Here is a 22,612-nt window from a genome sequence, read left to right on the forward strand (position 1 = left end):
TCGGTCCTCTATCGCCAGAGTGAGGGAATACCCCGCAGGCGATCAAGGAGGATCGATGCCGCACCACCGCTCGACGCAGGCCGATGTCGCCGCTCTCGCCGGCGTCAGCCAGGCGACCGTCAGCATCGTGCTGAGCGGGCACACGCCGAAGGGCGTACGCATCTCGGAGGCCACGCGCAATCGGGTGCTCGAGGCGCTCCGCATCACGGGGTACTCGGCCAACCCGGTGGCGCAGCGCCTCGCCGGCGGCAAGAACCAGTTGCTCGGCGTCTTCACCTACGAGAAGACGTTCCCGCGCGGAGGCCGTGACTTCTACGGCGCCTTCCTGAACGGCATCGAGGAGGCGGCCGAGCAGCTCGGCGTCGACATGCTGCTGTTCACCTCCGCGCGGGTGGTCGACGGACGACGCCGGCTCGCGGGCGACGGGTGGCAGCGGCTGGGCATCGCCGACGGATGCCTGCTGCTCGGGCAGCAGGAGGACCGCGAAGAGCTACAGCACCTGCTCGACACGAACTACCCGTTCGTGTTCATCGGCAAGCGCGAGACCGACAAGCACCTGCTCCCGTACGTCGGCGCCGACTACGTCACGGCCACCGCGCGGCAGGTCGATCGGCTCGTCGCTCTCGGACACACCCAGATCGCCTATGCGGGCGCGCGCAGCGACGACCAGTCGACGCGCGACCGCGTCGACGGCTACCGCGACGCGATGAAGGCCAAGGGGCTCACGCCCCGCTTCCTCGACCTGCGCGACGGCGCCCGCGGCACCGACGAGATCGTCGAGCGCGGCATCACGGCCCTGCTGCTCGCCCCCGAGAACGACCCGGACGAGATCGCCGACGCGCTCGAGGCGAGGGGGCTCGCCGTTCCGCGCGATCTGTCGGTCGTGCTGCTCGGTCAGCCGCACCTGCCGCTGCGCCGCGGGCGCCGGTGGTCGGGTTTCTCCGTCCCTCGCGAGGAGATGGGCGCCCGCGCCCTCGTGCTGCTCTCGCGGATCGTGCATCAGGATGCCGAGCCGACCCGCCGCTCCTCGGTCCGCCCCTCCGCCGCCCTGCGGCTCACGGACGCCGACTACCACCAGATCATCGACTGCCCTGACGTCGAGGGTGACACCGTCGCGCTGGCCCCCTCCCTCACCCGACCCTTCGAAAGGAACCCTTCGTGACAACGCGAGAACTGACCACCGACATCCTCGTCGTGGGCGCCGGACTCGGCGGCGTGGCCGCCGCCCTCGCCGCCGCCGACCGAGGTGCCCACGTGATCCTCACCGAGGAGTACCCGTGGATCGGCGGCCAGCTCACCTCGCAGGCGGTGCCGCCCGACGAGCACCCCTGGGTGGAGGAGTTCGGCATCACCGCCCGCTACCGGCAGCTGCGCGACGGCATCCGCGAGGTCTACCGTCGCCGCTATCCGCTGACGGATGCCGCGAAGGGCCGCGCCGACCTCAACCCCGGTGCGGGCTGGGTGTCGAAGCTGTGCCACGAGCCGCGGATCGCCGTCGGCGTGCTGGAGGAGATGCTCGCCCCGCACCGGTCGACGGGCCGCATCCGCCTGCTGGAACGCGTGCGTCCCGTCGCGGCCGACGTCGACGGAGACCGCATCACCCGCGTCACGCTGCAGTCGGAGGTCGACGGCGAGACCGTCTCGGTCACCGCGCAGTACGTGCTCGACGCGACCGAGACCGGCGAGCTGCTGCCGCTGTCGGGCACCGAGTACGTGACCGGCTTCGAGTCGCGCACCGAGACCGGCGAGCCCAGCGCCCCCGACGAGGCCCAGCCCGACAACGTGCAGGCGCTCAGCGTGTGCTTCGCGATCGAGCACGTCGACGGCGACCACACGATCGAGCGTCCGGCCGACTACGACTTCTGGCGCGACTACCTGCCCGAGGCCTGGCAGGGCAGCCGGATGCTGTCGTGGGAGGCCCCGAACCCCCGCACCCTCGAGATGGGCACGCGTGCGTTCGACCCCAACCCGGGCGATGACGTCGCCGAGGTGGACGCCGACCAGTCGCGCAATGCGGGCGACGCGAACCTGTGGACGTTCCGCCGCATCGCCGCGCGCGACCAGTTCGAGCAGGGCTTCTACGAGAGCGACATCTGCCTCGTGAACTGGCCCAGCATCGACTACTTCCTCGCCCCGGTGCTCGATGTGTCGCGCGACGCGGAGCTCGAGCACTACCGGCGGGCGCGGCAGCTGTCGCTGTCGATGATGTACTGGATGCAGACCGAGGCCCCGCGCGCCGACGGGGGCACCGGATACCCGGGCCTGCGGCTGCGCCCCGATGTGATGGGGTCCGACGACGGGCTCGCCCAGGCCCCGTACCACCGCGAATCCCGCCGGATCCGCGCGCTCACCACGGTCACCGAGAACGATGTGTCGTACGACGTGCGCGGCGACGAGGGCGCGACCAGGTACGAGGAGTCCGTCGGCGTCGGCATGTACCGCATCGATCTGCACCCCTCCACGGGCGGCGACACCTACATCGACGTGGCCTCCACGCCCTTCGAGATCCCGCTCGGCGCGCTCATCCCGCAGCGCACCGCCAACCTGCTCGCCGCGAACAAGAACATCGGCACGACGCACATCACGAACGGCTGCTACCGGCTGCACCCCGTGGAGTGGAACGTCGGCGAGGCGGCCGGCCACCTCGCCGCCTACTGCGCCGCGACGGACACCACTCCGCACGAGGTGCACGGCGACGCCGGCATCCGCTCCGACTACCAGCGCGAGCTGGAGGCCGCCGGCGTCGAGCTGCACTGGCCGGAGGGCCGCGTCTACGCCTACTGACCACCCCACCCACTACCCACCCGAATCACAGCACAGCAAGGAGAAGACAACCATGAGCACATCCGCATCGCGTCGTCGGCGTCTGCCGCTGACGGCCGGGGCCGGCATCGCCGCCGTCGCCCTCGTGCTCGCCGGATGCAGCGGGAGCCCCGAGGGCACCGCCACCCCCGACGAGCCCGTCGAGCTCCGCATGACGGTCTGGACGGCCGACGAGACGCAGCTCGGCCTGTTCCAGGAGATCGCCGACGAGTACGTCGCCGAGAACCCGGAGCTGGTCTCGAAGGTCACCTTCGAGCCGATCCCGTTCGACGACTACACGACGACGCTCACGACCCAGCTCGCGGGAGGCAACGCCCCCGACCTCGGCTGGATCCTCGAGAGCTACGCCCCGGAGTTCGTCTCGTCGGGTGCCCTCTACGACATCACCGGCACGCTGCAGGACCACGAGGGGTACGAGTACGACGACCTGCTCGACTCCTCGCTCGCGCTCTGGCAGCAGGACGACAAGCTCTTCGCGTACCCGTTCTCGAACAGTCCGTTCGCCGTGTTCGTGAACACCGACCAGATCGCCGCGGCCGGTCAGCCGAACCCGGCCGACCTCGTGGCCTCGGGCGACTGGACGTTCGATGCGGCCCGCGACATCTCCGCCGCCTCCGCCGCGACCTCGGGCAAGCAGGGTCTCGTCGTGCGGGACTTCGACTACAAGGTGTGGGAGAACCTCGCCACCATCTGGTCGTCGTTCGGTGCCTCGCCGTGGAGCGAGGACGGCGCCAGCTGCACGCTGACCGACCCCGAGATGGTCGACGCGATGACGTGGATCCACGACGCGATCTTCGTCGACGGCGCGATGCCCGAGCCCGGAGTCACCGCCGACTTCTTCGCCGGGGACGCCGCGATGACGATCACGCAGATCAGCCGCGCGTCGGCCCTCGACGACTCGTTCGGCTGGGACGTCGTGCCGCTGCCCGACGGCCCGGAGGGGCGCCAGAACGTGATCGGACAGGCCGGCATCGGCGTGTTCGCGAACGCCGAGAACCCCGGCGTGGCCGCCGATTTCCTCGCCTTCTTCACGGAGCCGGAGAACGCCGAGAAGCTCGCCGCGTACTTCCCGCCGCCCCGCGAGTCGCTGCTGAACGCCGAAACCCTCGCCGCCGGCAACCCGCGCCTCACCGAGGAGCAGCTGCAGGCCGTGGTCGTCGACGGGATCCAGGATGCCGTCACGAAGCCGGCTCACCCGAACTTCGCCAAGATCCAGGACACGGTGCGTGCGCAGCTCGACGCCCTGTGGACCGCGGACGCCGACGTGGAGTCCGTGCTCGGCAGCACCTGCGAGACGATCGCTCCGCTTCTGGAGGGCTGATCGCATGACATCCTCCGCCGTCCTCGCGGCGGCCGACACCGCGGAGCGGAAGGGGCGGCCCGCACGCCCCCGCCGCTCCGCGGCGACGCGGCAGGACTGGATCGTCGGGTACACGATGGTCGCCCCCGTGGTGCTCGGCGCCGTCGCCTTCGTCATCGTCCCGCTCGTCGCCGTGCTCTGGTTCTCGCTGCACGACTGGAACGTGCTCGCCAACACCTTCGTGTTCTCGGGAATCGACAACTACGAGCGGATGCTGGCCGACCCCGGACTCAGGGACTCGCTGCTCGCGAGCCTGTGGTTCTCGATCGGGCTGGTCGTGCTCAACGTCACGCTCGCCCTCTTCCTCGCGGTGCTTCTCAACCAGAAGCTGCCGGGGACGACGACCTTCCGCACGTTCTTCTTCTCGCCGGTCGTCGTCTCACTCGTCGCGTGGACCATCGTCTGGAGCTTCCTGCTGCAGTCCGACGGCGGCATCAACGGCTTCCTCGCCACCGTGGGAATCGAGGGGCCGAACTGGCTGCGCAACGACGTCACGGCGATGCTCGCCGTGATCGTGGTGCAGGTGTTCAAAAACGTCGGCCTCAACCTGATCCTCTTCCTGGCCGCGCTCCAGGGCGTGCCGGAGGAGATCGGGGAGGCCGCACGGATCGACGGGGCCGGCGCCTGGCGTCGCTTCCGCTCGATCACGCTGCCGATGATCAGCCCGACCATCCTGCTCGTGATGATCCTCACCATCGTCGGCTCGCTCGAGGTGTTCGCGCAGATCGCGGTCCTCACCGGAGGCGGGCCGGGCAACTCCACGACCGTGCTCGTGTACTACCTGTACCAGCAGGCGTTCCGCTTCAACGACTTCGGCTACGCGAGCGCCATCGCCGTGCTGATGTTCCTCATCGTGCTCGTGCTGACGCTCGTGCAATGGCAGACCAGGAAGAGGTGGGTCTTCAATGAGAACTGACGTCATCGACCGGCCGGAGTCCCTCAGCACCCGTGCCGTCACGACCGGATCCCCGGAGCGTCGCGAGCGGCCGGGTGCCGCCACCCGCCGCCGGCGCTGGTTCGCGGGAGGCCTCATCGCGCTGATGGCCGTGCTCAGCATCCCCTTCGTCTTCCCGACGCTGTGGATGATCACGAGCAGCTTCAAGCCGATGAGCGAGATCCTTCAGAAGGTCCCGACCCTGTGGCCGGCCAACCCGTCGGCAGACGCGTACGGCGAGGTGTTCCGCCTGCAGCCGTTCGCGCAGCAGTACTGGAACAGCCTCTACATCGCCGCGCTCGTCACGGTGGGCACGATGCTCGTCGCCGCCATGGCCGGGTACGCGTTCGCCCGCATCCGCTTCCCCGGCGCGAACGCGCTCTTCCTCGTGGTGCTCGTGGGGCTGCTGGTGCCCAGTGAGGTGACGATCGTCCCGCTGTTCCGCTTCGTGAACTCCCTGGGGCTGATCAACACGCACTGGCCGCTGATCGTCATCCCCGTGCTCGGGGCGCCGGCGGTGCTCGCGGTGTTCATCATGCGCCAGTTCTTCCTCGGGCTGCCGACGGAGCTGGAGGAGGCCGGGCGCATGGACGGCCTCGGCCGCTGGGGCATCTTCTGGCGCATCGCGTTCCCGTTGGCTCGACCCGCGCTCGCCGCGGTCGCGATCTTCACGTTCCTGAAGTCGTGGAACCTGTACCTCGAGCCGATCGTGTACCTGTCGAGCAAGGACATGTTCACGCTGCCGCAGGCGCTGACGCAGTACGTCGACGCCTACGGCGGGCCGATGTGGAACGTGCAGCTCGCCGCCACGACGCTCACGGTCGTGCCCGTACTGGTCGTCTTCCTGTTCGCGCAGAAGCAGTTCGTGCAGGGACTCGCCCACACCGGTCTGAAGGGCTGACCCGGAGCGCCCTCACTCGCGTCACGCCCGGTTCCGACCGAGCGCTGTTCGTCGCGCCCTCGCCGGGGCATCCATCGCAGGATCCACCGAAGGAGAAGCAATGAGAACGACAGCCAGACGTGCGCAGCGACGCGCACTGTCGCTCGCCGCCGTCGCCGTCGCCGCGGTCATGGCGGCGGGAGGCGCCCTGCCCGCGCAGGCGGCACCCGTCGGATCGGGAAGCGGAGTCGCCGCGGAGGTGGCGCCCCCACCCGCCGATTGGCCGGTCTTCGGCTACCAGGGGATCATCACCGACAAGTTCGACATGATCTACAACCCGACCGACGAGTACATCTTCCCCAGCGTCTTCCACGCCGGGGAGCACTTCGCGGACCCGCTCGGCGAGTGGTACCTCTACCTCGCGCCGCACGACGACCCCGGCGGGATCGTGCTGATGTACGCCGACAGCCTCGAGGGTCCGTGGACCGAGTATGCCGCGGGGCCCGTCATCACGAACGACTGGCCGCCGCACTACGGACCGGTGCCGCATGTGTCCAGCCCCGACGCGTTCTGGAACGCTGACGAGGGCAAGATGTTCCTCTACTTCCACGGCAACAACTCGGTGACGCGCTTCGCGACGAGCGACGACGGGGTGACGTTCGAGTACGGCGACATCGCCGTCACGAACGCGATGGGCGACGTGCCGGGCACGCGCAGGATCACCGAAAGCTCGTACGCGCGGGTCTTCGACCACCCCGATCCCGACTCGCCGTACAACTACGCGATGTTCTACATGGCCAACGACGACACCCCGATCGCGGGCGGTCTCACCGGCATCCGTCGCATCCGGCTCGCGGAGTCCGTCGACGGGCGCACCTGGGTCGTCGACCCCGTGCCGGTCGTCGAGCCGGGCGAGGAGGAGGGGGCGAACGTCTCCGGACCCAACCTCTGGGAGCACGACGGCCAGCTCTACGTGCTGTACCACGCGTCGAGCGGCAAGTCCTATGCGCGCACGATCGACCCGACGCTGCGCGACGTGGGGAAGACCCCGATCCTGCTGCACGAGTCCAGCGGACTCGGCACCGACACCGGCCGGGTGGCATCGCCGGAGGTCGTGACCGACGGCGGCGAGACGTATCTGTTCTATGAATCCGGAGACCGCCTCGGCGGCACGATCGCCTGGGCGAAGGCCGGGGCGGAGACGGTCATCGAACCCCCGTTCGGCGGGTTCGCCGAGGATGCCGCGAACCCGCTGTTCGCCACCTGTGCCGCCCCGGGGTCCGACGAGTTCGACGGCGCGCTGGGCGACCAGTGGGATCGCACGGTGCGGGCGGATGCTGCGCGGCACACCGTCTCCGACGGCGCGCTGATCGTGCCGACCTACACGGGAGGGGTGTCGGCGGCACCGCTGCTGCAGCAGAAGCTGCCCGCCGGGGCGTGGCAGGTGACGACGAAGGTCGGCCTGACCCCGACGCAGAACTTCCAGCAGGCCGGTCTGCTGCTCTACGCCAGCGACACGAACTATCTGAAGTTCGACCTCGGCAAGGCGACGCCTGGTCGGGTCGTCGAACTGGTGGGGGCGGGCTCCCCGGCCTTCACCAGTCAGCAGCGCACCGACGTCGGCGAGGTCTGGCTGCGGCTGACCAGCGACGGCCGCGAGATCGAGGCGTCTGTCTCGTACGACGGCTCGACGTTCGAGGCGTTCGGGAACCGGGTGCGACTGGAGACGTCTCCCGGCGTCCCGCGGTACACCCACGTCGGGCCGTTCGCCTTCCGGGGTGCCACCGCTGCGGCGGAGCTCCCCGCGACGTTCGACTGGTTCCGCTTCTCGCCCACGCCCGAGGCGTACGCGGCATGCATCGACGCCGGCACGGACCCCGGCACGGACCCCGGCCCCGGCACGGACCCCGGGGCCGGATCGGGCGGCGCCGACCCGTCCGCGGGAACGGATGCCGCGGGTGCCGCAGGATCCGGAGCGGTCGCCGCCGCTCCCCGTCCGCGGGCGGGAGCGCTCGCCGCCACCGGAGCCGACCCCGTGCCGTTCGTGCTCGCCGGAGCGCTGCTGCTCGGCGTCGGGGGCGCGCTCGTGCTGCGACGAAGGCAACGGCTCGGCTGATCCCCCGTCGGCTGATCCCCCTCGGCTGATCTCCGTCGGTTGATCTCCGGCGACGCGCCGGGAGGCGTCTGCTACGCCTCCCGGCGCTGATCCGCGTCGCGCACCCGGAACCACATGGTGAGCTCCATGAGCGCCCGTCCGATCATGTCGTGGTCGCCCATCCTGAGGTCGTCGAACGAGTCGCGGTATCCCTCCGCCGGTGTCGCGTCGAGGGCGGAGAGCGACTCGTAGCCCATGGTCCAGTGCGCGAAGCGGCGCTCGTGCAGCGGCTCCTTGAGGAGGATGCGCACGTCGCGGTGCCGGCGATCCTGCACGATGCGCCCCATCAGGTGCTCGACCTCGTCACGGTCGCCCTCGAGGATCTGCACGAACTCGCCGTCGCGGTGCAGGAGCAGTCCTGTGATGCCGCGCGAGCGGTTGCCCGCCCTGCTGCTCTCCAGCAGCTCGCTGAGCTCTTCCTCGGTGAAGGGCTGCGCTGCGGAACTGGTGTAGACGAGCGAGAGCATCGGGTGGTCCTGGTCCATGTGGTCAGGCTAGCGAAACACTCCCGTCCACGACGCACGCCGGGGCGTCCTCGTCGCGATCCGCCGGGTCACTCGTCGACCAGCCACGCCGGCGCGGCTTCTCCCTCGCCCGCATCCGCCTCTTCCTGACGCTCGGGACCCGCACTGCGCTGCTGCAGGTGCGGAGTCGCTCCCGTGGCATCACGCCGTCGTTCATCTGGGGGAGCGCCATCGCCGCCTCGCCGGTCGGCCCCGCCATCTGGGGCCGCTACCTTCCCGCCGCGCTCGCCTCCGGGGAGCACCGCCCCTATCCGCAAGCCCGTGTCGCCGGACGCGGCCTTGCGGCGGTCCAGCACGCGATCGACACTCTCCGCGACGGAGTCTCGGCGCAGAAGCTCGTCATCTCGCTGGACGACGCGCAGCGGGGATCCTGATCGATCACCGGGGAGGAGCCGACCTGCGGCGGGCTCATGTGGTGTCACTTTCATAGCTATTCCGGACTACTGATCCTCTTTGGTCTCCTTGTTCGGACCGAAGCTCATGCGGATCTTGCGAGTCGCGCAGTCGGGCGTTCCACGGCTACTTCAGACAACGGGAGCAGAGAAGTCCCTGTTCGGGGACGGGCGTGAATAACTGTTGTGTCAATGCTCCGTTGATTCGTTTCGCTTCGTCAACGACAGCCGGCGTTCGAAGATCCGTAGCCGTGCGACGGCTGTATCGGTGATGGGCGTCTCGATTCGGTGGTTCTGCGCCAGTAGTGATATGCCGCCCAGAATCGTCTCGGCTTCCGTATGTCGACCGGCGACGACGTCGCGATACAGGGATGTCGTGAAGGAAGAGCCGGCTTCGGTGAGCGTTGACAATACCCGCGACAGTGCTTGAGGGCGTGGCGCGTGCCCCTCGGCGTGAAGCACTGATGAGACCTCTGACACGATCTGCTCGGTGATGGCCGGACCGCCGGGAACGTCGACCACCTCCCCGATGGGCGCACCGAGCAACGTCGTGACCGCTCCTCCTGCGGCCATGAATAACCACTTCTCCCACATGTCCTGAACGATGGTGGTCGAGGTGGATACGTTAATCGCGGTCCGTTCGAACATGGTCGCGATTCGAGCGACCCGGTCCGACATGCGTCCGTCGAGCTCACCGAACGCTGCCGAGCCTCCGGGGGCAAGCAGGGTGATTTCGCCGGAGGAGTTCAGCTCAGAGGCAATGGTGGCGACGCCGCCGAGAACATGCCGGATCCCGAACTGGTTCGCGATGGTCTCGATGTGCCCGACTCCGTTGAGGAACGGAAGGATGGCCGTCGCATCCGAAACGGCAGCTTCAATGTCATCGAGAGCGTTGTTCAGTGCTCTCGCTTTCACCGCGAGGAGGATCAGATCCCATCCGGGACCGAGACGATCCGCGGTCACGGTCTCGACTCTGTCGGTCATGCGATGCCCGGTCGACGAGACCGTGACCATGCCTCGCCTGGAGAGTTCCTGTGCTTGCTGAGGTCGGACGAGGAATTCGACATCGACTCCCTCACGCGCCAAGGAGCCGCCGAAGTATCCGCCGACTGCTCCTGCACCGACAACGAGAACGCGCATGCTAGCGACGATCTTTCTGAATCGCGTCGGCGGGGAGACTCTGCCGACCTTCGGCTCGTCTTGCGAGCATCCGAGGGAGCTGGGAGATGGTGACGACCCCGATGATGACGACGATGCCGCCAAGTAGTTCAGGGAGGATCGGAAGCTCACCGAGCCAGAGCCAGGCGATGAGCACGGCAACGGGTGGCACGAGATACAGGAGGGAGGTCGAGACGGCCACGGGCATCCGGGCGACGGCGTACGCCCACAGGACGAAACCGGCCGCGGAAGGGAGCAACCCCAAGTAGATCGCCGCGAGCCAGGCGGCGGTGTCGGCGTTCAACAGGCCATCGAGGTCGAACGGGACGAAGGGGATGGTCATTACGGTGCCTGCGATCATGGCGTAGCAGGCGACCTCGATACTCGAGTAGCGCTTCAGCAGCGGGCGCTGAAGCGGGTGATAGATGCCCTGCACGACCATCGCCGCGACCACGATCCAGACGGCTGCGGACAGGGAGACTCCCGCACGTGCGAGGCAGACCAGCGCTACTCCCGCGAGCGCGATGACGCTGCCCACCACCGTCACGACCGAAACTCGCTCGGAGAAGAGCACGCGGGCAACCATGACCGAGACAAGCGGTGCCGCCGCGACGATGATGCTTGTCGTGCCCGCAGGAACGTACAGCTCGCCCCAGTTCAGCAGCAGCTGGTACACGGCCATCCCGAAAAATCCGCATGCCGCGATCCAGCCGAGGTCCTCCCGCCGCGGCATGCGCGCCCGCACCGCAACCGCCATGACGAGCAGGGCCAGCGAGGCTACGGCCAGCCGAACGAACGACAGACCGACGACGCCCAACGCGGGTGCCGCGACACGGATCGCAGGGAATGCCGAGGCCCACAACGCGACCACGAGAAGGCCGGCGAGGAGCGGGCGATTGATCTTCATAGTGTAAGAGTGTCAACATTGAAAGATAAGCACCAGTTACGGTGGCTGACTATATTCCTAAGCAGAGCTTAAGGAGAATGCATGATTGACGTGAGGAAGCTGCGGCTCCTCGCTGCTCTGGAGCGCTTGGGCACGGTCACGGCCGTGGCCGAAGAGGTCCATATCAGCTCGCCGGGCGTATCCATGCAGATCGCGTCTCTGGAGAAAGAGGTCGGAGTCCAGCTCACACGGCGACAGGGAAGGCGCCTTGTGCTGACCCCCGCCGGATCGGCGCTTGCCGCGCACGGGCACGAGATCGTGAATCGGCTCTCCCTCGCGGAACTCGAAGTCGAGGCGCTTCGCGAAGGGACGGTCGGCCTGTACAAGATCTCGTCCTTCCCCTCAGCAGCCAGGACAATCGTCGCGGACGCCTTCCGTCGGCTGAACGACAGCGCAGCGCCGGCGCTGGAACTTCATCTGACCACGGCAGAGCCGACGGAATCGCTGAATGCCCTCACAAGCGGGAGCGTCGATCTCGCAGTCGTGCACTCGTACTCCAACGTCCCTAGGGATCTTCCAGCGGGCATCGCTACCCGGAAGCTGGGGAGCGAACCGGTACTGCTGGCGGTCAGATCTGGCTCGGGGATCGGGCCGGTCCTCGAGCTGTCGGACTTCGAGGCGTCTTCGTGGATTGCCCCGACTTCGGATGTCTCGTGCTTCGAGATGATGGAGCGAGCGTGCGGGCTTGCCGGATTCAGCCCCCGCGTCGTTGCGCAGTCGATGGACTTCGCCGTCCAGCTCGAACTCGTCGCCGCTGGCGTCGGAGTCGCGCTGGTTCCGGCGCTGACCGTGGCAGCGGTGCCCGAGGGGGTCGAGCTCCGTCGGCTCTCGGAGCCTGTGCGTCGGAACCTTCACGTCGCCACGCGTGAGCACGAGTTCGCCGAACCCGGGTTCAAGACACTGGTCGGGCTGTTCTCCGAGACGGCGGCCACTTGGCTCAACCCGAACCGGCTGATACCTGACCGGTAGACGGCATCCCCGCGAAATCCTCAGTCCGGAGTAGCTCCAGAACGTCCGGGATAGCGTTGGAAGTCACATGTGGAGGGGCTGACGGGAATCGAACCCGCGCTGTCTGCTTGGGAAGCAGAAGTTCTGCCATTGAACTACAGCCCCGTACCCGTTCCGAAGACCGGGTGATCGCAAGCCTACCCGCCAGGCACGTCACGACCAAAGCGTCGCGCTGACGCGGCAACTAGGCTGGTGCCGTGCTTCTCAGCGATCGCGACATCAGGGCAGAACTCGCATCAGGCCGGATCGGCCTGCAGCCGCACGAGCCGGAGATGATCCAGCCGTCGAGCGTCGATGTGCGCCTGGACCGCTACTTCCGTCTGTTCGACAACCACAAGTACCCGTTCATCGATCCGTCGGTCGATCAGCCGGAGCTGACGCGGCTGATCGAGGTCGAACCCGACGAGCCGTTCATCCTGCACCCGGGGGAGTTCGCGCTGGGGGCGACGTTCGAGCAGGTCACGCTCGCAGACGACGTGGCCGCGCGTCTGGAGGGCAAGTCGTCGCTGGGGCGCCTCGGGCTCATCACGCACTCGACCGCCGGCTTCATCGACCCCGGCTTCACCGGGCACGTGACGCTCGAGCTCGCGAACGTCGCGACGCTGCCGATCAAGCTGTGGCCGGGCATGAAGATCGGGCAGCTGTGCTTCTTCCGCCTGACGTCCCCGGCCGAGAACCCGTACGGGTCGGGTCCCTACGGCAACCGTTACCAGGGGCAGCGCGGGCCGACGGCATCCCGGTCGTTCCAGAATTTCCACCGCACCGACGTCGGGGTCACCGACGTCGGAGCCCTCGGAGGCTGACATGAGCGACGACAGCACACGCCCGCAGGACGCCTCGGCGGATGCTGTCGCGCCACCGCCCGCGACGCCGGTTCCCGACGAGCTGCTCGCCGCGCCTCCGGCATCCGACACTCCTGTCCCGGAGGGGCTGCTGACGCCGCCCCCGGCATCCGACGCCCCCGTGCCCGAGGCGCTGCTCACGCCTCCGCCCGCCGACATCGCACCCGCGGACGCCGTGATCCCTCCTCCGCCGGCGGATGCCGAGCTGCCGGCGACCCGCAGCGCTCGCCGCCGTCCGGCTGTGCTCGCGGACGACGCTCCGTCGGCGGTCGCCGACGACTGGGCCCGTCCGTCGGTGGCGCCGCAGGATCCGGCCCCCGGTTCGTATCGCGGCCTCGCGGTGGCGGTGTTCGCGGTGCTCGTCCTGCTGCTGGCCGGCGCGATCGCGGGCGCGGCTTACCTCGCGACGTCGGTCGGGCTGCCGTTCGCGGCGGATGCCGTCGCCGCGCCGATCTCGACGGCATCCGCTTTCCTGGGCTGACGGGGTCGCGCCGCCGCCCTCCCTCTGTCAGCGCCTTCGCGTGGCGAGCGCGTACGCGGGGACGGCGACGGCCACGACGACGACGTGCATCACCATGAGCGCGATCACGGCGCCGGTGGTCGTGCCGGGGATGAATCCCAGCGCGAGCAGCAGCACGTCGGGGATGAACGAGGCGACCGTCACCAGCGGGACGAGGATCGACAGCGTCCGGCGCGGATCCTTCGCGCGCAGGGTCACGAGCGACCAGCCGACCCACCCGGCGGCGACTCCGAGCGCGGTGAAGAGCCCGAACGCGGGCGGCGTGAGGGGTCCGTAGGCGGCGGGTGCGCCGGTCGCGATCGCGACGGCCGCGACGACGGCATTGAGTGCGATGGCGATGGCGACGGCGGCGGTGAGGATCAGCGCCGCGCGGGCGCGTGGTCGGGTCGCGACGGGCTGTGCGGATGCGGTGGTGACCATGACGACTCCTTGCTCGAGGAATACGGTACTGAGCAGTACCGATATATACGGTACTGCTCGATCCCGGAATGTACAATGGGCGCGTGGGAGCGGACGAGGCGAGCAGGGCGGCTGGTCGCCCGCGCGACCCAGGAGTCGAGGCGGCGATCCTCTCGGCGGTGCAGGACCTCCTCATCGAGGACGGGTACGACGGCGCGACCATCGCGGCGGTGGCGGAGCGGGCCCGATGCGGCCGGTCGGCGATCTACCGCCGCTGGGAGACCAAGGCCGAGCTCGTCGTCGCCGCGGTCCGCGCTCTGCAGGTCGCGACGGAAGCACCGGACACGGGCACCCTGCGCGGCGACCTGCTCGCCGCCGCAGGGCACTTCGCCGACGCCGACGAGCGGACAGCCACGGTGCTCGCCGGCATCCTCAGCGAGATCGGCCGCGACGAGGAGCTGCGCACCGTCGCCTATCGGGTGATCGGCGGACCGCCCGTCGCCGTGCTGACCACGGTGATCGAGCGGTGGAAGGAACGCGGCGAGGTGCGCCCGGATGCGCCCGTCGCGCTCATCGCCGGGATCGTGCCGACCGCGGCGTTCGGCAGCGTGAGTCTGCGCCGCCGCGCTCTCGATCCGGAGACGGTCGCGGACCTCATCGACCAGGTGGTGCTGCCGGCCCTGCGGTAGTCGCCGGAGTGAGTCGCCGTGCGGCGGCGCGGGCGCGGGAAAGGTGCGCGGAGACGCAGAGAGCCCCACCCTGCGTGAGGATGGGGCTCTGCGAGGATGCCGTGGTCAGGCGTCGCGACCGCGACGGAAGCCGGCGTCGAAACCACGCTCGAATGCGTGGGCGGGGTGGCCGCGGTGGCCGCAGTCGTGGCCGTGCTCGCGGTCGAAGCCGTGACGCGGGTCGAAGCCGTGGCGCGGGTCGAAGCCGTGACGGTGCCCGAAGCCGCGGACGTGATCGAAGCCGCGAGGGCCGCCGAAGCGGTGACCGCGTCCGTGGCGGTGGTGCCGTCCGCGTCCGCGCGGGAGCGGCGATCCCTCGTCCCAGCCGAGTGCGCGTGCGATGCTCTCGAGGGAGGACATCGTCGTGGCGAGGTCGTCGAGGGAGACGGCGTCGGTGACCGTCGCGCGGATGCCGTCGACGAGGGCGCCGAGCCTGTCCTTGGCGGCGCGTCCCTCATCGGAGAGCGCCCAGCCGTCGCCGTCGGCGACCACCCAGCCGCGGTCGACGAGATCGTGCAGCTTGTGCGCCGTGAGCGGGCGGCGGGCGGGAGCCGTTCCGTCGACGACGTTCAGCAGCCGCCAGTCGCGTCGAGTCGCGTGCTCGCCGGCGAAGGCGGTCTCGAACTGCGCGGCCATCAGGCGGTCGACAGCCTTCAGCCAGTAGCCGAAGGGGCGGTCAGGGGTCTGCTCGGTGTTCTGTGTATCGGTGGTGTTCATCGGAAGTCCTTCAATGTCAGTGTGCATGTGCTTGTCACAGTGCATGTATATGTAGTGTGACATGGACTCGGATTACATGTCAAGTCGCATGTAAAATCGAGCTGTGACGACTCCAGACGAAGATTCCACCGAGGCGATCGCCCGCGCACTCTCGCGGCTGCGTGGAAGGCGTCAGGGCGAGCGGGGGCGGGGTCCGGGCGGGCATGGTCCGCACGGGTGGCATGGCGGGCCGCACCCCGACCACTTCGAGCACGGTCACCCGGGTCGCTCGGGCCACCCGGGTCACCCGGGCCACCCGGGCTACTCGGGTCGCGCGGGGATGCCGCCCTGGATGACCGACCCGTCGGGGCGCTTCGGCGGACCGGCGCGGATGCGGATGCTCGAGGCGCTCGCCGCGGCATCCTCTCCCTTGAGCGTGAGTGATCTCGGAGCCGAGATCGGCGTCGATCAACCCCGCGCGTCCCGCCTGGTCCAGCAGGGTGTCGCGCACGGGTGGGTGCGCCGCGAGGCCGACCCCGACGATGCGCGCCGGACGCGCATCGCGCTGACCGACGAGGGGCGCACCCTCGCGAAAGGGATGCGCGGCGAACGACGAGAGATGCTGGGGAGCGCGCTGGCCGCGTTCACAGACGAGGAGCGGGCCGAGTTGGCGCGGTTGCTCGGGAAGCTGGCCGACAACTGGGGTGCGTAGGCGCTTCTCTCCCATGGTTCTTCGGATATGCCGGAACGGCGGAAGCGAGTTTCGGAATACTGCTCTGAGCTGGGGTAAATCAGCCCGTTTTCGGGTCTGAATGTCGGAGGCGGCGGGTTGTATGGGGGTATGACATCCCGCACCCGCGAGCTCCTCGATCAGGTCGTCTCCGACCTCGATCGCGCGCTCGGCGACGACGCGCTCGCCGGAATGACCGACGATGAGCGCATCGCGGTCATCGCCGCCGCCGGCGCAGTCCTGCGTCGCGCGGAAGCCGTCGTCGTCGAGGCGCTCGCCACCGCAGACGCTGCCGATCTCCCGCACGCCGCCGGGTGTCGCTCGCAGAATGAACTGCTGCAGCGTGCTCTCGCGGTCGACGCATCCGCCGCGACGCGCATCGGTCGGGTGGTCGGCCTCGTGCGGCGCGACGTCAACCTGCTGTCGGGCGAGCGGATGCCGGCGCGATGGCCCGCACTGCGCGATGCGTTCATCGACGGCAGGGTGGGAATCGCCGGGATGCTGGCGGCGACCGCACCGGTGGAGAAGGCGTGGGAGCGGCTCTCTGCCGACGAGCGAGCAGGTGCAGACGAGTGCCTCGCCCAGGCGGCGCGCGGGCGCGGCGGCAGGGATGCAGACGGTCCGGGTTCAGAGACTGGCGAGCGCGGTGATGCCGGCGGCGAGGGCGATGACACTGCGTCGAGTGCCGATGACGGACCGGTGCCCAGCCCCGACGATCTCGCGTACCTCGCGCATGCGCTCGTCGCCGTGCTCGACCCCGACGGAGCCGACCCCGATGACCGCAATGCCCAGCATCGACGCGGGATCACGCTGGGTCGACTTCGCCACGGTCTGCGACCCATCCGCGGGTGGCTGTCGCCCGAGGTCGCCGCGCAACTCGAAACCGTCATCGACGCGATCACCAACCCCACCGGAGCGGGGTCGGCGTCGCGCGTCGCGTTCCTGCCCCGCGACCCCGATCCGTTCGACTCGGATCCGTTCAACTCGGACCCTCGCGCGGTGATCGACGCGCGCACAGCGATGCAGAAGCGTCACGACGCTTTCGCGGCCGTGCTCGCGATCGCCGCCCGGCACAAAGACATGCCGACTCTCGGCGGAGCAGCGCCGACGCTCGTCGTCACCGTCGACGCACGTGACCTGGAGGAAGGCGCGGGATGGGCCACGCTACCCGGCGCTCACGGTGACTCGCACGGCCAGATCCCGGTCGGGGTCGCGGCCCAGGTGGGCTGCTCGGGCACGATCCAGCGCGTCACCATGGACGCGGGCCGGATCGTCGGGATCGACAGCACCGATCGCGTGTTCACCGTGCACCAACGACGAGCGATCGTCGCACGCGACAAGGAATGCCTGATCCCCGGATGCCACGTCCCGGCGTCCTGGTGCGAGATCCACCACGTCACCGAACACGCCAGAGGCGGACCCACCCATACCGACAACGGCGTCCCCCTCTGCTGGTGGCACCACCGATCACTCGACCACTCCGGGTGGGAGATCCGCATGCATTCCGGCGTCCCGCAGGTGCGCGGGCCCGCCTGGTGGGACCCGGAGCAGCGATGGCGAACACCGCGGCTCAGCGTGCCGCCGCGGCTCAGCGCGCCGCGCCCGTTCGCCCGAGCGTGTTAGACCGTGCCGACGCCCGCAGGCGCCCCGAAGTCGAGAGACGTCTCGTCGTCGACCGACAGCGACAGCACGACCGTCTCGACCACCGGGTGCGACTCGATCTGCCGTTCGACCTCGCGCAGGCGGCGGGCCACGTCGTGCTCCCGCGCGTCGCCCGCCAGGTCGACCTCCGCGACGATGAACAGCCGGTTCGGACCCACGTACTCGATATGCAGGTACGTGAGTCGTTGGATCTGCGGCGATGTCAGCAGCGCGCGCCCCACCCGCACACGCAACGCCGGCGAGGCGTTCGACCCGATGAGGAATGCGATGTTCCGTCGAATGAGGATCAGCGCCACGACACCGAGCAGCACGCCGACGAGGATCGATCCGACCGCATCCCACGCCGCGACGCCCGTGATCTGATGCATCGCGATCGCGCCGCCGGCGATGACGAGCCCGATCAGCGCCGCCGCATCCTCGAAGAACACCGCCCGCAGCGTCGTGTCGCTCGTCTCGAGCACGTAGTCCCACGTCGACGACCCCCGCTCGCGGGCGAGCTTCCGCGACCGCACGAGCGCCTGTGTGAACGACGCCCCCTCGAGCACGAACGCGATGCCGAGGATCGCGTACGCGATGCCGGGGCTCTCCACCGGGCCGGTGTCCGACAGCTCCTGCACGCCGTGCATGATCGACACGATCGATCCGGCGGTGAAGATCCCGAACGCGGCGACCAGCGACCACACGAACGCCGCGCGACCGTACCCGAGCGGATGCCGCTCGTCCTTCGCCTTCGCACCGTGCCGGTCGGCGATGAGCAGGAAGATCTCATTCCCGGCATCCGCCCACGAGTGCGCGGCCTCGGCGACCATCGACGCCGACGACGTGAGCACGGCCGCCACCGTCTTGGCGATCGCCACGAGGACATTGGCGAGGAACGCGATGATGACCGTCACGCGGTCAGGCTACTCCCGTCCACGCGGGGTGGGCGCGGCTCAGCGCGCCGTGGCCCTGACCGGCAGCAGCAGGAGGAACCCGGCGATGAGCACGATCACGATCCCGACGATGCCGAAGGCGGTCGCACCGGTGAGCACGATCAGCAGCGTCCACGCGCCCGACGACATCCAGCTCGCCGCGCGACCCGTCGTGGCGTACAGGCCGAAGATCTCACCCTCGCGCCCCGCAGGGGTGACGCGGGCGAGGAACGAGCGCGCTGCCGCCTGCGCGGGCCCCACGAACGCGCAGAGGATCAGACCGCCGATCCAGAAGACGATCGTGCCGGCATCCACGAGGAAGAACACGGCGAGACCGGCGAGGATCATCGAGGCGAGGGACACGAGGATGATGCGCTTCGGGCCGTAGGTGTCGTCGAAACGTCCCGCGATGATCGTCGAGACGCCCGCGATGAGGTTCGCCGCGATGCCGAAGATCACGAGCTCCAGGAACTCGAATCCGAACACCTGCCCCGCGATGATCGCACCGAACGCGAAGACGCCGCCCAGCCCGTCGCGGAACACCGCGCTCGACAGCAGGAACCAGAACGTGTTGCGCGTCTCGGGGTTGCGGTACAGGCGGACGACGTCCTTCACCAGCAGCCCGTACGACGCGAAGAAACCCACCTTCCGCTCCGGGCGGCCGAGCGACGGCTCGGGCACGTTGAGGAAGATCGGGATCGAGAACACGATCGCCCAGATCGCACAGCCCACCGCGATGATCCGGAACGGCAGCCCTCCGTCCTCCGGCAGACCGAACCAGTCGAGCATGTAGAACACGACCACCAGCACGAGCGCGAGGATGCCGCCGATGTAGCCGAATCCCCAGCCGAGACCCGAGATGCGGCCCACGGTCTTCGGGTTCGCGATGCCGATGAGCATGGCGTTCGAGTTCACGGCGGCGATCTCGCCGAACACCGACCCCGCCGAGATCAGTGCCACGCCGAGCCAGAACAGCGCAGGGGTCGGCTCGACGAACCAGAGGCCGAACATGCACGCGATGAGCGCACCCGTGCCGATGCCCAGCCACAGCTTCTGCCTACCGGCCGCGTCAGCACGCTGACCCAGGACGGGGGCGATGAGCAGGATCGCGATGCCCGCGATCGTCGACCCCAGCCCGAGACCCGACGCGAGGTCGGCCTCGGCGGCCAGCCGCACCGGGTCCTTCGCGTCGAGCGCCGCGATGTCCGCGGGCAGGAAAGCCTCGGTCGTCAGGTACAGCGCCGTGAAGATGAAAGTGAGGATGACCGTGTTGAAAGGCTGTGTCGCCCAGTCCCACAGCGCCCACGAGAACACCTGCTTCCTCGGTGCGGGGGTGTCGCCGCGCAGGTCGAGGCCGATGACGCCGACCGCGCCGCTGTTCGCCGTCGCAGCGGGGTCGGGGACCGCGCTGCTCTGCGGGGATTCGCTCATCCTCGCAGTCTGGCGGCGCGCGGTGAACGGACGGTGACGGCGCGCCGTTCAGCCCTGCCCGACCAGCCGGGTCAGCGCGGGCGCATGCAGGGTGCGCGCGTAGTCCTCCTTGAGCACCGCCAGATGCAGCCACGCCTCGATGCGCGTGACGCCGGGAAGCGACCGCAGGCGCTCCAGGCTCGCATACAGCGCCCCCGCCGACGGTTCGACCAGGGTCGCGACCGCGTCGAAGCGGCCCAGAGTGCGTGCCGCGAAGTCGATGCCCCGCCCGGTGCGCAGCTCCTCGATCACCGCATCGTCGTCGTGGTTGAGGTTCAGCCCCACCCCCATCGACAGCTGCCGGTGCGCGAGGCCGCGCGCCTCGACCGCGCTGATCTTGATCACACCGCCGTCGATGAGCCGCTGCACCCGGGTCGCCACCGCCGACGGCGACAGCCGTACCGCCTCGCCGAGCGCACGGAAGCTCATCCGCCCGTCCGACTGCAGGTGCTCGATGAGGTCCTCGTCGATCGTGTCGAGCGTCACGTCTCCGTGGTACTCCGACACGAAGAACCCCTTCACGACCGTCGAGTAGATGATCGTGTTGATGTCGAGCACGCCCCCGATCGCGCGGATCTGCGCGAGCAGATCGTGCAGCTCCGCCATCGACCCGAGACGCACCTCCGTCACCAGGTCGTGCGCGCCGCCGACCGCCGACACGAGCACCGTCTCGCTCATGTCCCGCAGGTGCTCGGCGACCACCTCCACCGATCCGTCGGTGCGGATCGACACGTGCGCGAGCACGTGCTGCCCCAGGAACACCGGATCGACCGCGGCGACCACCCGCACGGTGCGGTCGTCGAGCATCGTCCGCAGCCGCGCCGCCACGGCCGCACGGGACTGTCCGAGCCGCACCGACAGCGAACGGATGCTGGCGCGACCGTCCTCCTGCAGGGCACGGATCAGTTCGGCGTCGAAATCCATGGGTCCGCCCACATTCGTCAGTTTCCCGCGATCGCGCGACTGCGCGTGCACATCTGCAGTGTAAGCGCACACGTGGCGGGCGGGAAGGCGAGAGATGCGTCGGTGCGCGATCAGAAGTCCAGTGAATCGTCTGTCACGCTGGAGTTCTGGTCTTGTCGCAGACCCGGTCCCGTCCGTAGCATCCTTCGCTATCCGAACATCTTCCGCAAAGGAGCGGGCCTCATGGCTTCCACCCACAGCAAGGCGCGGCGCGCGGGCATCGCCGCGTTCGTCGGCACCACCATCGAGTGGTACGACTTCTACGTCTACGCGACCGCCGCAGCGCTCGTCTTCGGTCCGCTGTTCTTCCCGAGCGGCGACCGTCTCGCCGAGACCGCCGCCGCGTTCGCGACCTTCGCCGTCGCGTTCCTCGTCCGTCCCCTCGGCGGCATCATCTTCGGTCACATCGGCGACAAGCTCGGTCGTCGCGTCTCGCTCGTCATCACGCTGCTGCTCATGGGCGTCGCGACGGTGCTGGTCGGCTGCCTGCCCACCTACGAGAACATCGGCATCCTCGCACCGATCCTCCTCATCCTGCTCCGTGCGATCCAAGGTCTCGCGGTAGGCGGCGAGTGGGGCGGTGCCGTGCTCATGAGCGTCGAGCACGCGCCCGAGAAGTCGAAGACGTTCTACGGCGGGTTCACCCAGCTCGGCAACCCGGCCGGTGCGCTGCTCGCCTCGGGCATCTTCGCGATCATGTCGCGCGGCGGCGAGGACTTCATCATCGACGGCGGCTGGCGCATCCCGTTCCTCCTCTCGATCGTGCTCGTGGGCGTCGGCCTCTGGGTGCGCTACCGCGTCGAGGAGTCGCCGGTCTTCGAGAAGAAGATCGAGGGCCGCAAGCAGTCCATGCCCCTCGCCTTCGCGCTGCGCGCCAACTGGAAGCCGATCCTGCTCGGCATCGGCATCCTGCCGATCTCCACCGGCGGCTACTACCTGGCCACGACGTTCGCGACCGCGTACGCCACCGGCGAGCCCATCGCGATCAGCGAGCAGGTCATCCTCGACGCCATGACGATCGCTTCGTTCGTCGAGTTCCTCGTCACCCTCCCGGTCGCCTGGCTGGGTGACAAGTGGGGCCGCAAGAACGTCATGTACATCGGCCTCGTGACCTCGGTGCTCACGTTCGTGCCGTTCCTGCTGATCATGCCGGGCCGCGTCGAACCGCTCATCTTCCTGTTCGCCTCGCTCGTGCGCATCGCGATGAGCGCGACCTACGCGCCGATCGCCGCGATCCTCGCGCAGATGTTCCGTCCGCAGGCCCGCTACACGTCGATCGCCCTGTCGTACGGCGTAGGCGCCGCGGTCTGGGCCGGCTTCTCGCCGTGGTTCGCGACGCAGCTCATCGCCTGGACCGGCAGCGTCTGGGCGGTCATCGCGATGTTCATCGGCATGGCGATCATCGCCGGCATCTGCACGCGCCTCGCGCCCCAGCACTCCGACGAGGCGCCGGTCACGGCATCCTTCACCGCCCGCACCGACACGACGGCGAACCGGCTCCCCTGACCCGC

General features: G+C 69.1%; 22 protein-coding genes and 1 tRNA gene. 14 read left to right on the forward strand and 9 right to left on the reverse strand.

The genetic code is table 11. The features are described 5' to 3' along the window. Positions 1–55: 55 nt before the first annotated feature. The 6 genes from MRBLWO14_RS10410 to MRBLWO14_RS10435 all read left to right on the forward strand — a co-directional run bounded on the left by MRBLWO14_RS10410 (position 56) and on the right by MRBLWO14_RS10435 (position 8,113). Positions 56–1,162: a LacI family DNA-binding transcriptional regulator gene (locus tag MRBLWO14_RS10410; RefSeq protein WP_341933084.1), complete on the forward strand. Its 1,107-nt coding sequence runs from the start codon at positions 56–58 to the stop codon at positions 1,160–1,162. Beyond that, positions 1,159–2,784, forward strand: coding sequence for an FAD-dependent oxidoreductase (locus MRBLWO14_RS10415; RefSeq protein WP_341933085.1), 1,626 nt, complete (start codon positions 1,159–1,161; stop codon positions 2,782–2,784). Before MRBLWO14_RS10410 ends, MRBLWO14_RS10415 begins: the two co-directional genes overlap by 4 nt. Positions 2,785–2,836: 52 nt before the next feature. Further along, on the forward strand, positions 2,837–4,144 hold the full coding sequence (locus tag MRBLWO14_RS10420) for a sugar ABC transporter substrate-binding protein (protein WP_341933086.1): 1,308 nt from the start codon (positions 2,837–2,839) through the stop codon (positions 4,142–4,144). Positions 4,145–4,148: 4 nt separating this feature from the next. Continuing rightward, entirely contained in the window at positions 4,149–5,099 is a 951-nt protein-coding gene (locus MRBLWO14_RS10425) for a sugar ABC transporter permease (protein WP_341933087.1), read from the forward strand. Then, positions 5,089–6,018 (forward strand): carbohydrate ABC transporter permease, encoded by a 930-nt coding sequence (locus MRBLWO14_RS10430; protein WP_341933088.1) that lies wholly within the window; start codon positions 5,089–5,091, stop codon positions 6,016–6,018. Before MRBLWO14_RS10425 ends, MRBLWO14_RS10430 begins: the two co-directional genes overlap by 11 nt. 100 nt (positions 6,019–6,118) lie before the next feature. Further along, the gene (locus MRBLWO14_RS10435) at positions 6,119–8,113 is read left to right on the forward strand and encodes a DUF1349 domain-containing protein (protein WP_341933089.1); all 1,995 of its coding nucleotides are present in this window, start codon (positions 6,119–6,121) and stop codon (positions 8,111–8,113) included. A gap of 71 nt (positions 8,114–8,184) precedes the next feature. Here the strand turns inward: MRBLWO14_RS10435 and MRBLWO14_RS10440 are convergent, their stop codons facing one another. Further along, a complete protein-coding gene (locus MRBLWO14_RS10440) occupies positions 8,185–8,637 on the reverse strand; it encodes a BLUF domain-containing protein (RefSeq protein ID WP_341933090.1) in 453 nt (150 codons plus the stop codon). A 158-nt stretch (positions 8,638–8,795) separates the two neighbouring features. Here MRBLWO14_RS10440 and MRBLWO14_RS10445 point away from each other — a divergent pair, with 158 nt between their 5' ends. Next, positions 8,796–9,050 (forward strand): hypothetical protein, encoded by a 255-nt coding sequence (locus MRBLWO14_RS10445; RefSeq protein ID WP_341933091.1) that lies wholly within the window; start codon positions 8,796–8,798, stop codon positions 9,048–9,050. A 207-nt stretch (positions 9,051–9,257) separates the two neighbouring features. On the opposite strand, the gene MRBLWO14_RS10450 is transcribed toward MRBLWO14_RS10445, so the two are convergent. Together MRBLWO14_RS10450 and MRBLWO14_RS10455 are read right to left on the reverse strand one after the other, a co-directional pair. After that, positions 9,258–10,208, reverse strand: a complete 951-nt coding sequence (locus MRBLWO14_RS10450) for a ketopantoate reductase family protein (RefSeq protein WP_341933092.1) — start codon at positions 10,206–10,208, stop codon at positions 9,258–9,260. A 1-nt stretch (position 10,209) separates the two neighbouring features. Next, positions 10,210–11,133 (reverse strand): EamA family transporter, encoded by a 924-nt coding sequence (locus MRBLWO14_RS10455; RefSeq protein ID WP_341933093.1) that lies wholly within the window; start codon positions 11,131–11,133, stop codon positions 10,210–10,212. Positions 11,134–11,214: 81 nt separating this feature from the next. Here MRBLWO14_RS10455 and MRBLWO14_RS10460 point away from each other — a divergent pair, with 81 nt between their 5' ends. After that, positions 11,215–12,141, forward strand: coding sequence for a LysR family transcriptional regulator (locus MRBLWO14_RS10460; RefSeq protein WP_341933094.1), 927 nt, complete (start codon positions 11,215–11,217; stop codon positions 12,139–12,141). Positions 12,142–12,211: 70 nt separating this feature from the next. Here MRBLWO14_RS10460 and MRBLWO14_RS10465 read toward each other — a convergent pair. Beyond that, a tRNA-Gly gene (locus tag MRBLWO14_RS10465) sits at positions 12,212–12,285 on the reverse strand. 92 nt (positions 12,286–12,377) lie between these two features. Here MRBLWO14_RS10465 and dcd point away from each other — a divergent pair. Continuing rightward, complete coding sequence (gene dcd, locus MRBLWO14_RS10470) at positions 12,378–12,983, forward strand: dCTP deaminase (protein WP_341933095.1); 606 nt, start codon at positions 12,378–12,380, stop codon at positions 12,981–12,983. A 1-nt stretch (position 12,984) separates the two neighbouring features. Beyond that, positions 12,985–13,503 carry a hypothetical protein gene (locus MRBLWO14_RS10475; RefSeq protein ID WP_341933096.1) on the forward strand — a complete coding sequence of 173 codons (519 nt, stop codon included), beginning with the start codon at positions 12,985–12,987 and terminating at the stop codon, positions 13,501–13,503. Positions 13,504–13,530: 27 nt separating this feature from the next. On the opposite strand, the gene MRBLWO14_RS10480 is transcribed toward MRBLWO14_RS10475, so the two are convergent. After that, positions 13,531–13,962 (reverse strand): DUF6069 family protein, encoded by a 432-nt coding sequence (locus MRBLWO14_RS10480; RefSeq protein ID WP_341933097.1) that lies wholly within the window; start codon positions 13,960–13,962, stop codon positions 13,531–13,533. Positions 13,963–14,045: 83 nt separating this feature from the next. Between MRBLWO14_RS10480 and MRBLWO14_RS10485 the strand changes: the two genes are divergently transcribed. Beyond that, positions 14,046–14,630: a TetR/AcrR family transcriptional regulator gene (locus MRBLWO14_RS10485; protein ID WP_341933098.1), complete on the forward strand. Its 585-nt coding sequence runs from the start codon at positions 14,046–14,048 to the stop codon at positions 14,628–14,630. Positions 14,631–14,735: 105 nt separating this feature from the next. Here the strand turns inward: MRBLWO14_RS10485 and MRBLWO14_RS10490 are convergent, their stop codons facing one another. Next, positions 14,736–15,386 (reverse strand): hypothetical protein, encoded by a 651-nt coding sequence (locus MRBLWO14_RS10490; RefSeq protein WP_341933099.1) that lies wholly within the window; start codon positions 15,384–15,386, stop codon positions 14,736–14,738. 103 nt (positions 15,387–15,489) lie between these two features. Between MRBLWO14_RS10490 and MRBLWO14_RS10495 the strand changes: the two genes are divergently transcribed. Then, the gene (locus MRBLWO14_RS10495) at positions 15,490–16,077 is read left to right on the forward strand and encodes a MarR family winged helix-turn-helix transcriptional regulator (protein ID WP_341933100.1); all 588 of its coding nucleotides are present in this window, start codon (positions 15,490–15,492) and stop codon (positions 16,075–16,077) included. Between the two features lie 129 nt (positions 16,078–16,206). Next, positions 16,207–17,718 carry a DUF222 domain-containing protein gene (locus MRBLWO14_RS10500; RefSeq protein ID WP_341933101.1) on the forward strand — a complete coding sequence of 504 codons (1,512 nt, stop codon included), beginning with the start codon at positions 16,207–16,209 and terminating at the stop codon, positions 17,716–17,718. Here MRBLWO14_RS10500 and MRBLWO14_RS10505 read toward each other — a convergent pair. From MRBLWO14_RS10505 to MRBLWO14_RS10515, 3 genes are read right to left on the reverse strand one after another with little or no spacing between them, the layout of a single operon-like run. Continuing rightward, positions 17,715–18,650, reverse strand: coding sequence for a cation diffusion facilitator family transporter (locus tag MRBLWO14_RS10505; protein ID WP_341933102.1), 936 nt, complete (start codon positions 18,648–18,650; stop codon positions 17,715–17,717). The genes MRBLWO14_RS10500 and MRBLWO14_RS10505 overlap by 4 nt on opposite strands. 39 nt (positions 18,651–18,689) lie before the next feature. Further along, positions 18,690–20,099 (reverse strand): MFS transporter, encoded by a 1,410-nt coding sequence (locus MRBLWO14_RS10510; protein ID WP_341933103.1) that lies wholly within the window; start codon positions 20,097–20,099, stop codon positions 18,690–18,692. A gap of 48 nt (positions 20,100–20,147) precedes the next feature. Beyond that, the gene (locus MRBLWO14_RS10515) at positions 20,148–21,062 is read right to left on the reverse strand and encodes an Lrp/AsnC family transcriptional regulator (protein WP_341933104.1); all 915 of its coding nucleotides are present in this window, start codon (positions 21,060–21,062) and stop codon (positions 20,148–20,150) included. Positions 21,063–21,284: 222 nt separating this feature from the next. Here MRBLWO14_RS10515 and MRBLWO14_RS10520 point away from each other — a divergent pair, with 222 nt between their 5' ends. Further along, entirely contained in the window at positions 21,285–22,607 is a 1,323-nt protein-coding gene (locus tag MRBLWO14_RS10520) for an MFS transporter (RefSeq protein WP_096714491.1), read from the forward strand. The last annotated feature ends 5 nt before the right edge of the window (positions 22,608–22,612 follow it).

The sequence above is a fragment of the Microbacterium sp. LWO14-1.2 genome, assembly GCF_038397715.1.
Lineage (GTDB): Bacteria > Actinomycetota > Actinomycetes > Actinomycetales > Microbacteriaceae > Microbacterium.

What these genes read in the sequence shown, in the direction of transcription:
- MRBLWO14_RS10425 (WP_341933087.1), top strand. Translation starts at nt 4,149, where the DNA reads ATGACATCCTCCGCCGTCCTCGCGGCGGCCGACACCGCGGAGCGGAAG.
- MRBLWO14_RS10460 (WP_341933094.1), top strand. Translation starts at nt 11,215, where the DNA reads ATGATTGACGTGAGGAAGCTGCGGCTCCTCGCTGCTCTGGAGCGCTTG.
- MRBLWO14_RS10515 (WP_341933104.1), bottom strand. Translation starts at nt 21,062, where the DNA reads ATGGATTTCGACGCCGAACTGATCCGTGCCCTGCAGGAGGACGGTCGC.
- MRBLWO14_RS10440 (WP_341933090.1), bottom strand. Translation starts at nt 8,637, where the DNA reads ATGGACCAGGACCACCCGATGCTCTCGCTCGTCTACACCAGTTCCGCA.
- MRBLWO14_RS10490 (WP_341933099.1), bottom strand. Translation starts at nt 15,386, where the DNA reads ATGAACACCACCGATACACAGAACACCGAGCAGACCCCTGACCGCCCC.
- MRBLWO14_RS10410 (WP_341933084.1), top strand. Translation starts at nt 56, where the DNA reads ATGCCGCACCACCGCTCGACGCAGGCCGATGTCGCCGCTCTCGCCGGC.
- MRBLWO14_RS10420 (WP_341933086.1), top strand. Translation starts at nt 2,837, where the DNA reads ATGAGCACATCCGCATCGCGTCGTCGGCGTCTGCCGCTGACGGCCGGG.
- MRBLWO14_RS10435 (WP_341933089.1), top strand. Translation starts at nt 6,119, where the DNA reads ATGAGAACGACAGCCAGACGTGCGCAGCGACGCGCACTGTCGCTCGCC.
- MRBLWO14_RS10520 (WP_096714491.1), top strand. Translation starts at nt 21,285, where the DNA reads ATGGCTTCCACCCACAGCAAGGCGCGGCGCGCGGGCATCGCCGCGTTC.
- MRBLWO14_RS10450 (WP_341933092.1), bottom strand. Translation starts at nt 10,208, where the DNA reads ATGCGCGTTCTCGTTGTCGGTGCAGGAGCAGTCGGCGGATACTTCGGC.
- MRBLWO14_RS10430 (WP_341933088.1), top strand. Translation starts at nt 5,089, where the DNA reads ATGAGAACTGACGTCATCGACCGGCCGGAGTCCCTCAGCACCCGTGCC.
- MRBLWO14_RS10510 (WP_341933103.1), bottom strand. Translation starts at nt 20,099, where the DNA reads ATGAGCGAATCCCCGCAGAGCAGCGCGGTCCCCGACCCCGCTGCGACG.
- MRBLWO14_RS10475 (WP_341933096.1), top strand. Translation starts at nt 12,985, where the DNA reads ATGAGCGACGACAGCACACGCCCGCAGGACGCCTCGGCGGATGCTGTC.
- MRBLWO14_RS10480 (WP_341933097.1), bottom strand. Translation starts at nt 13,962, where the DNA reads ATGGTCACCACCGCATCCGCACAGCCCGTCGCGACCCGACCACGCGCC.
- MRBLWO14_RS10455 (WP_341933093.1), bottom strand. Translation starts at nt 11,133, where the DNA reads ATGAAGATCAATCGCCCGCTCCTCGCCGGCCTTCTCGTGGTCGCGTTG.
- MRBLWO14_RS10500 (WP_341933101.1), top strand. Translation starts at nt 16,207, where the DNA reads ATGACATCCCGCACCCGCGAGCTCCTCGATCAGGTCGTCTCCGACCTC.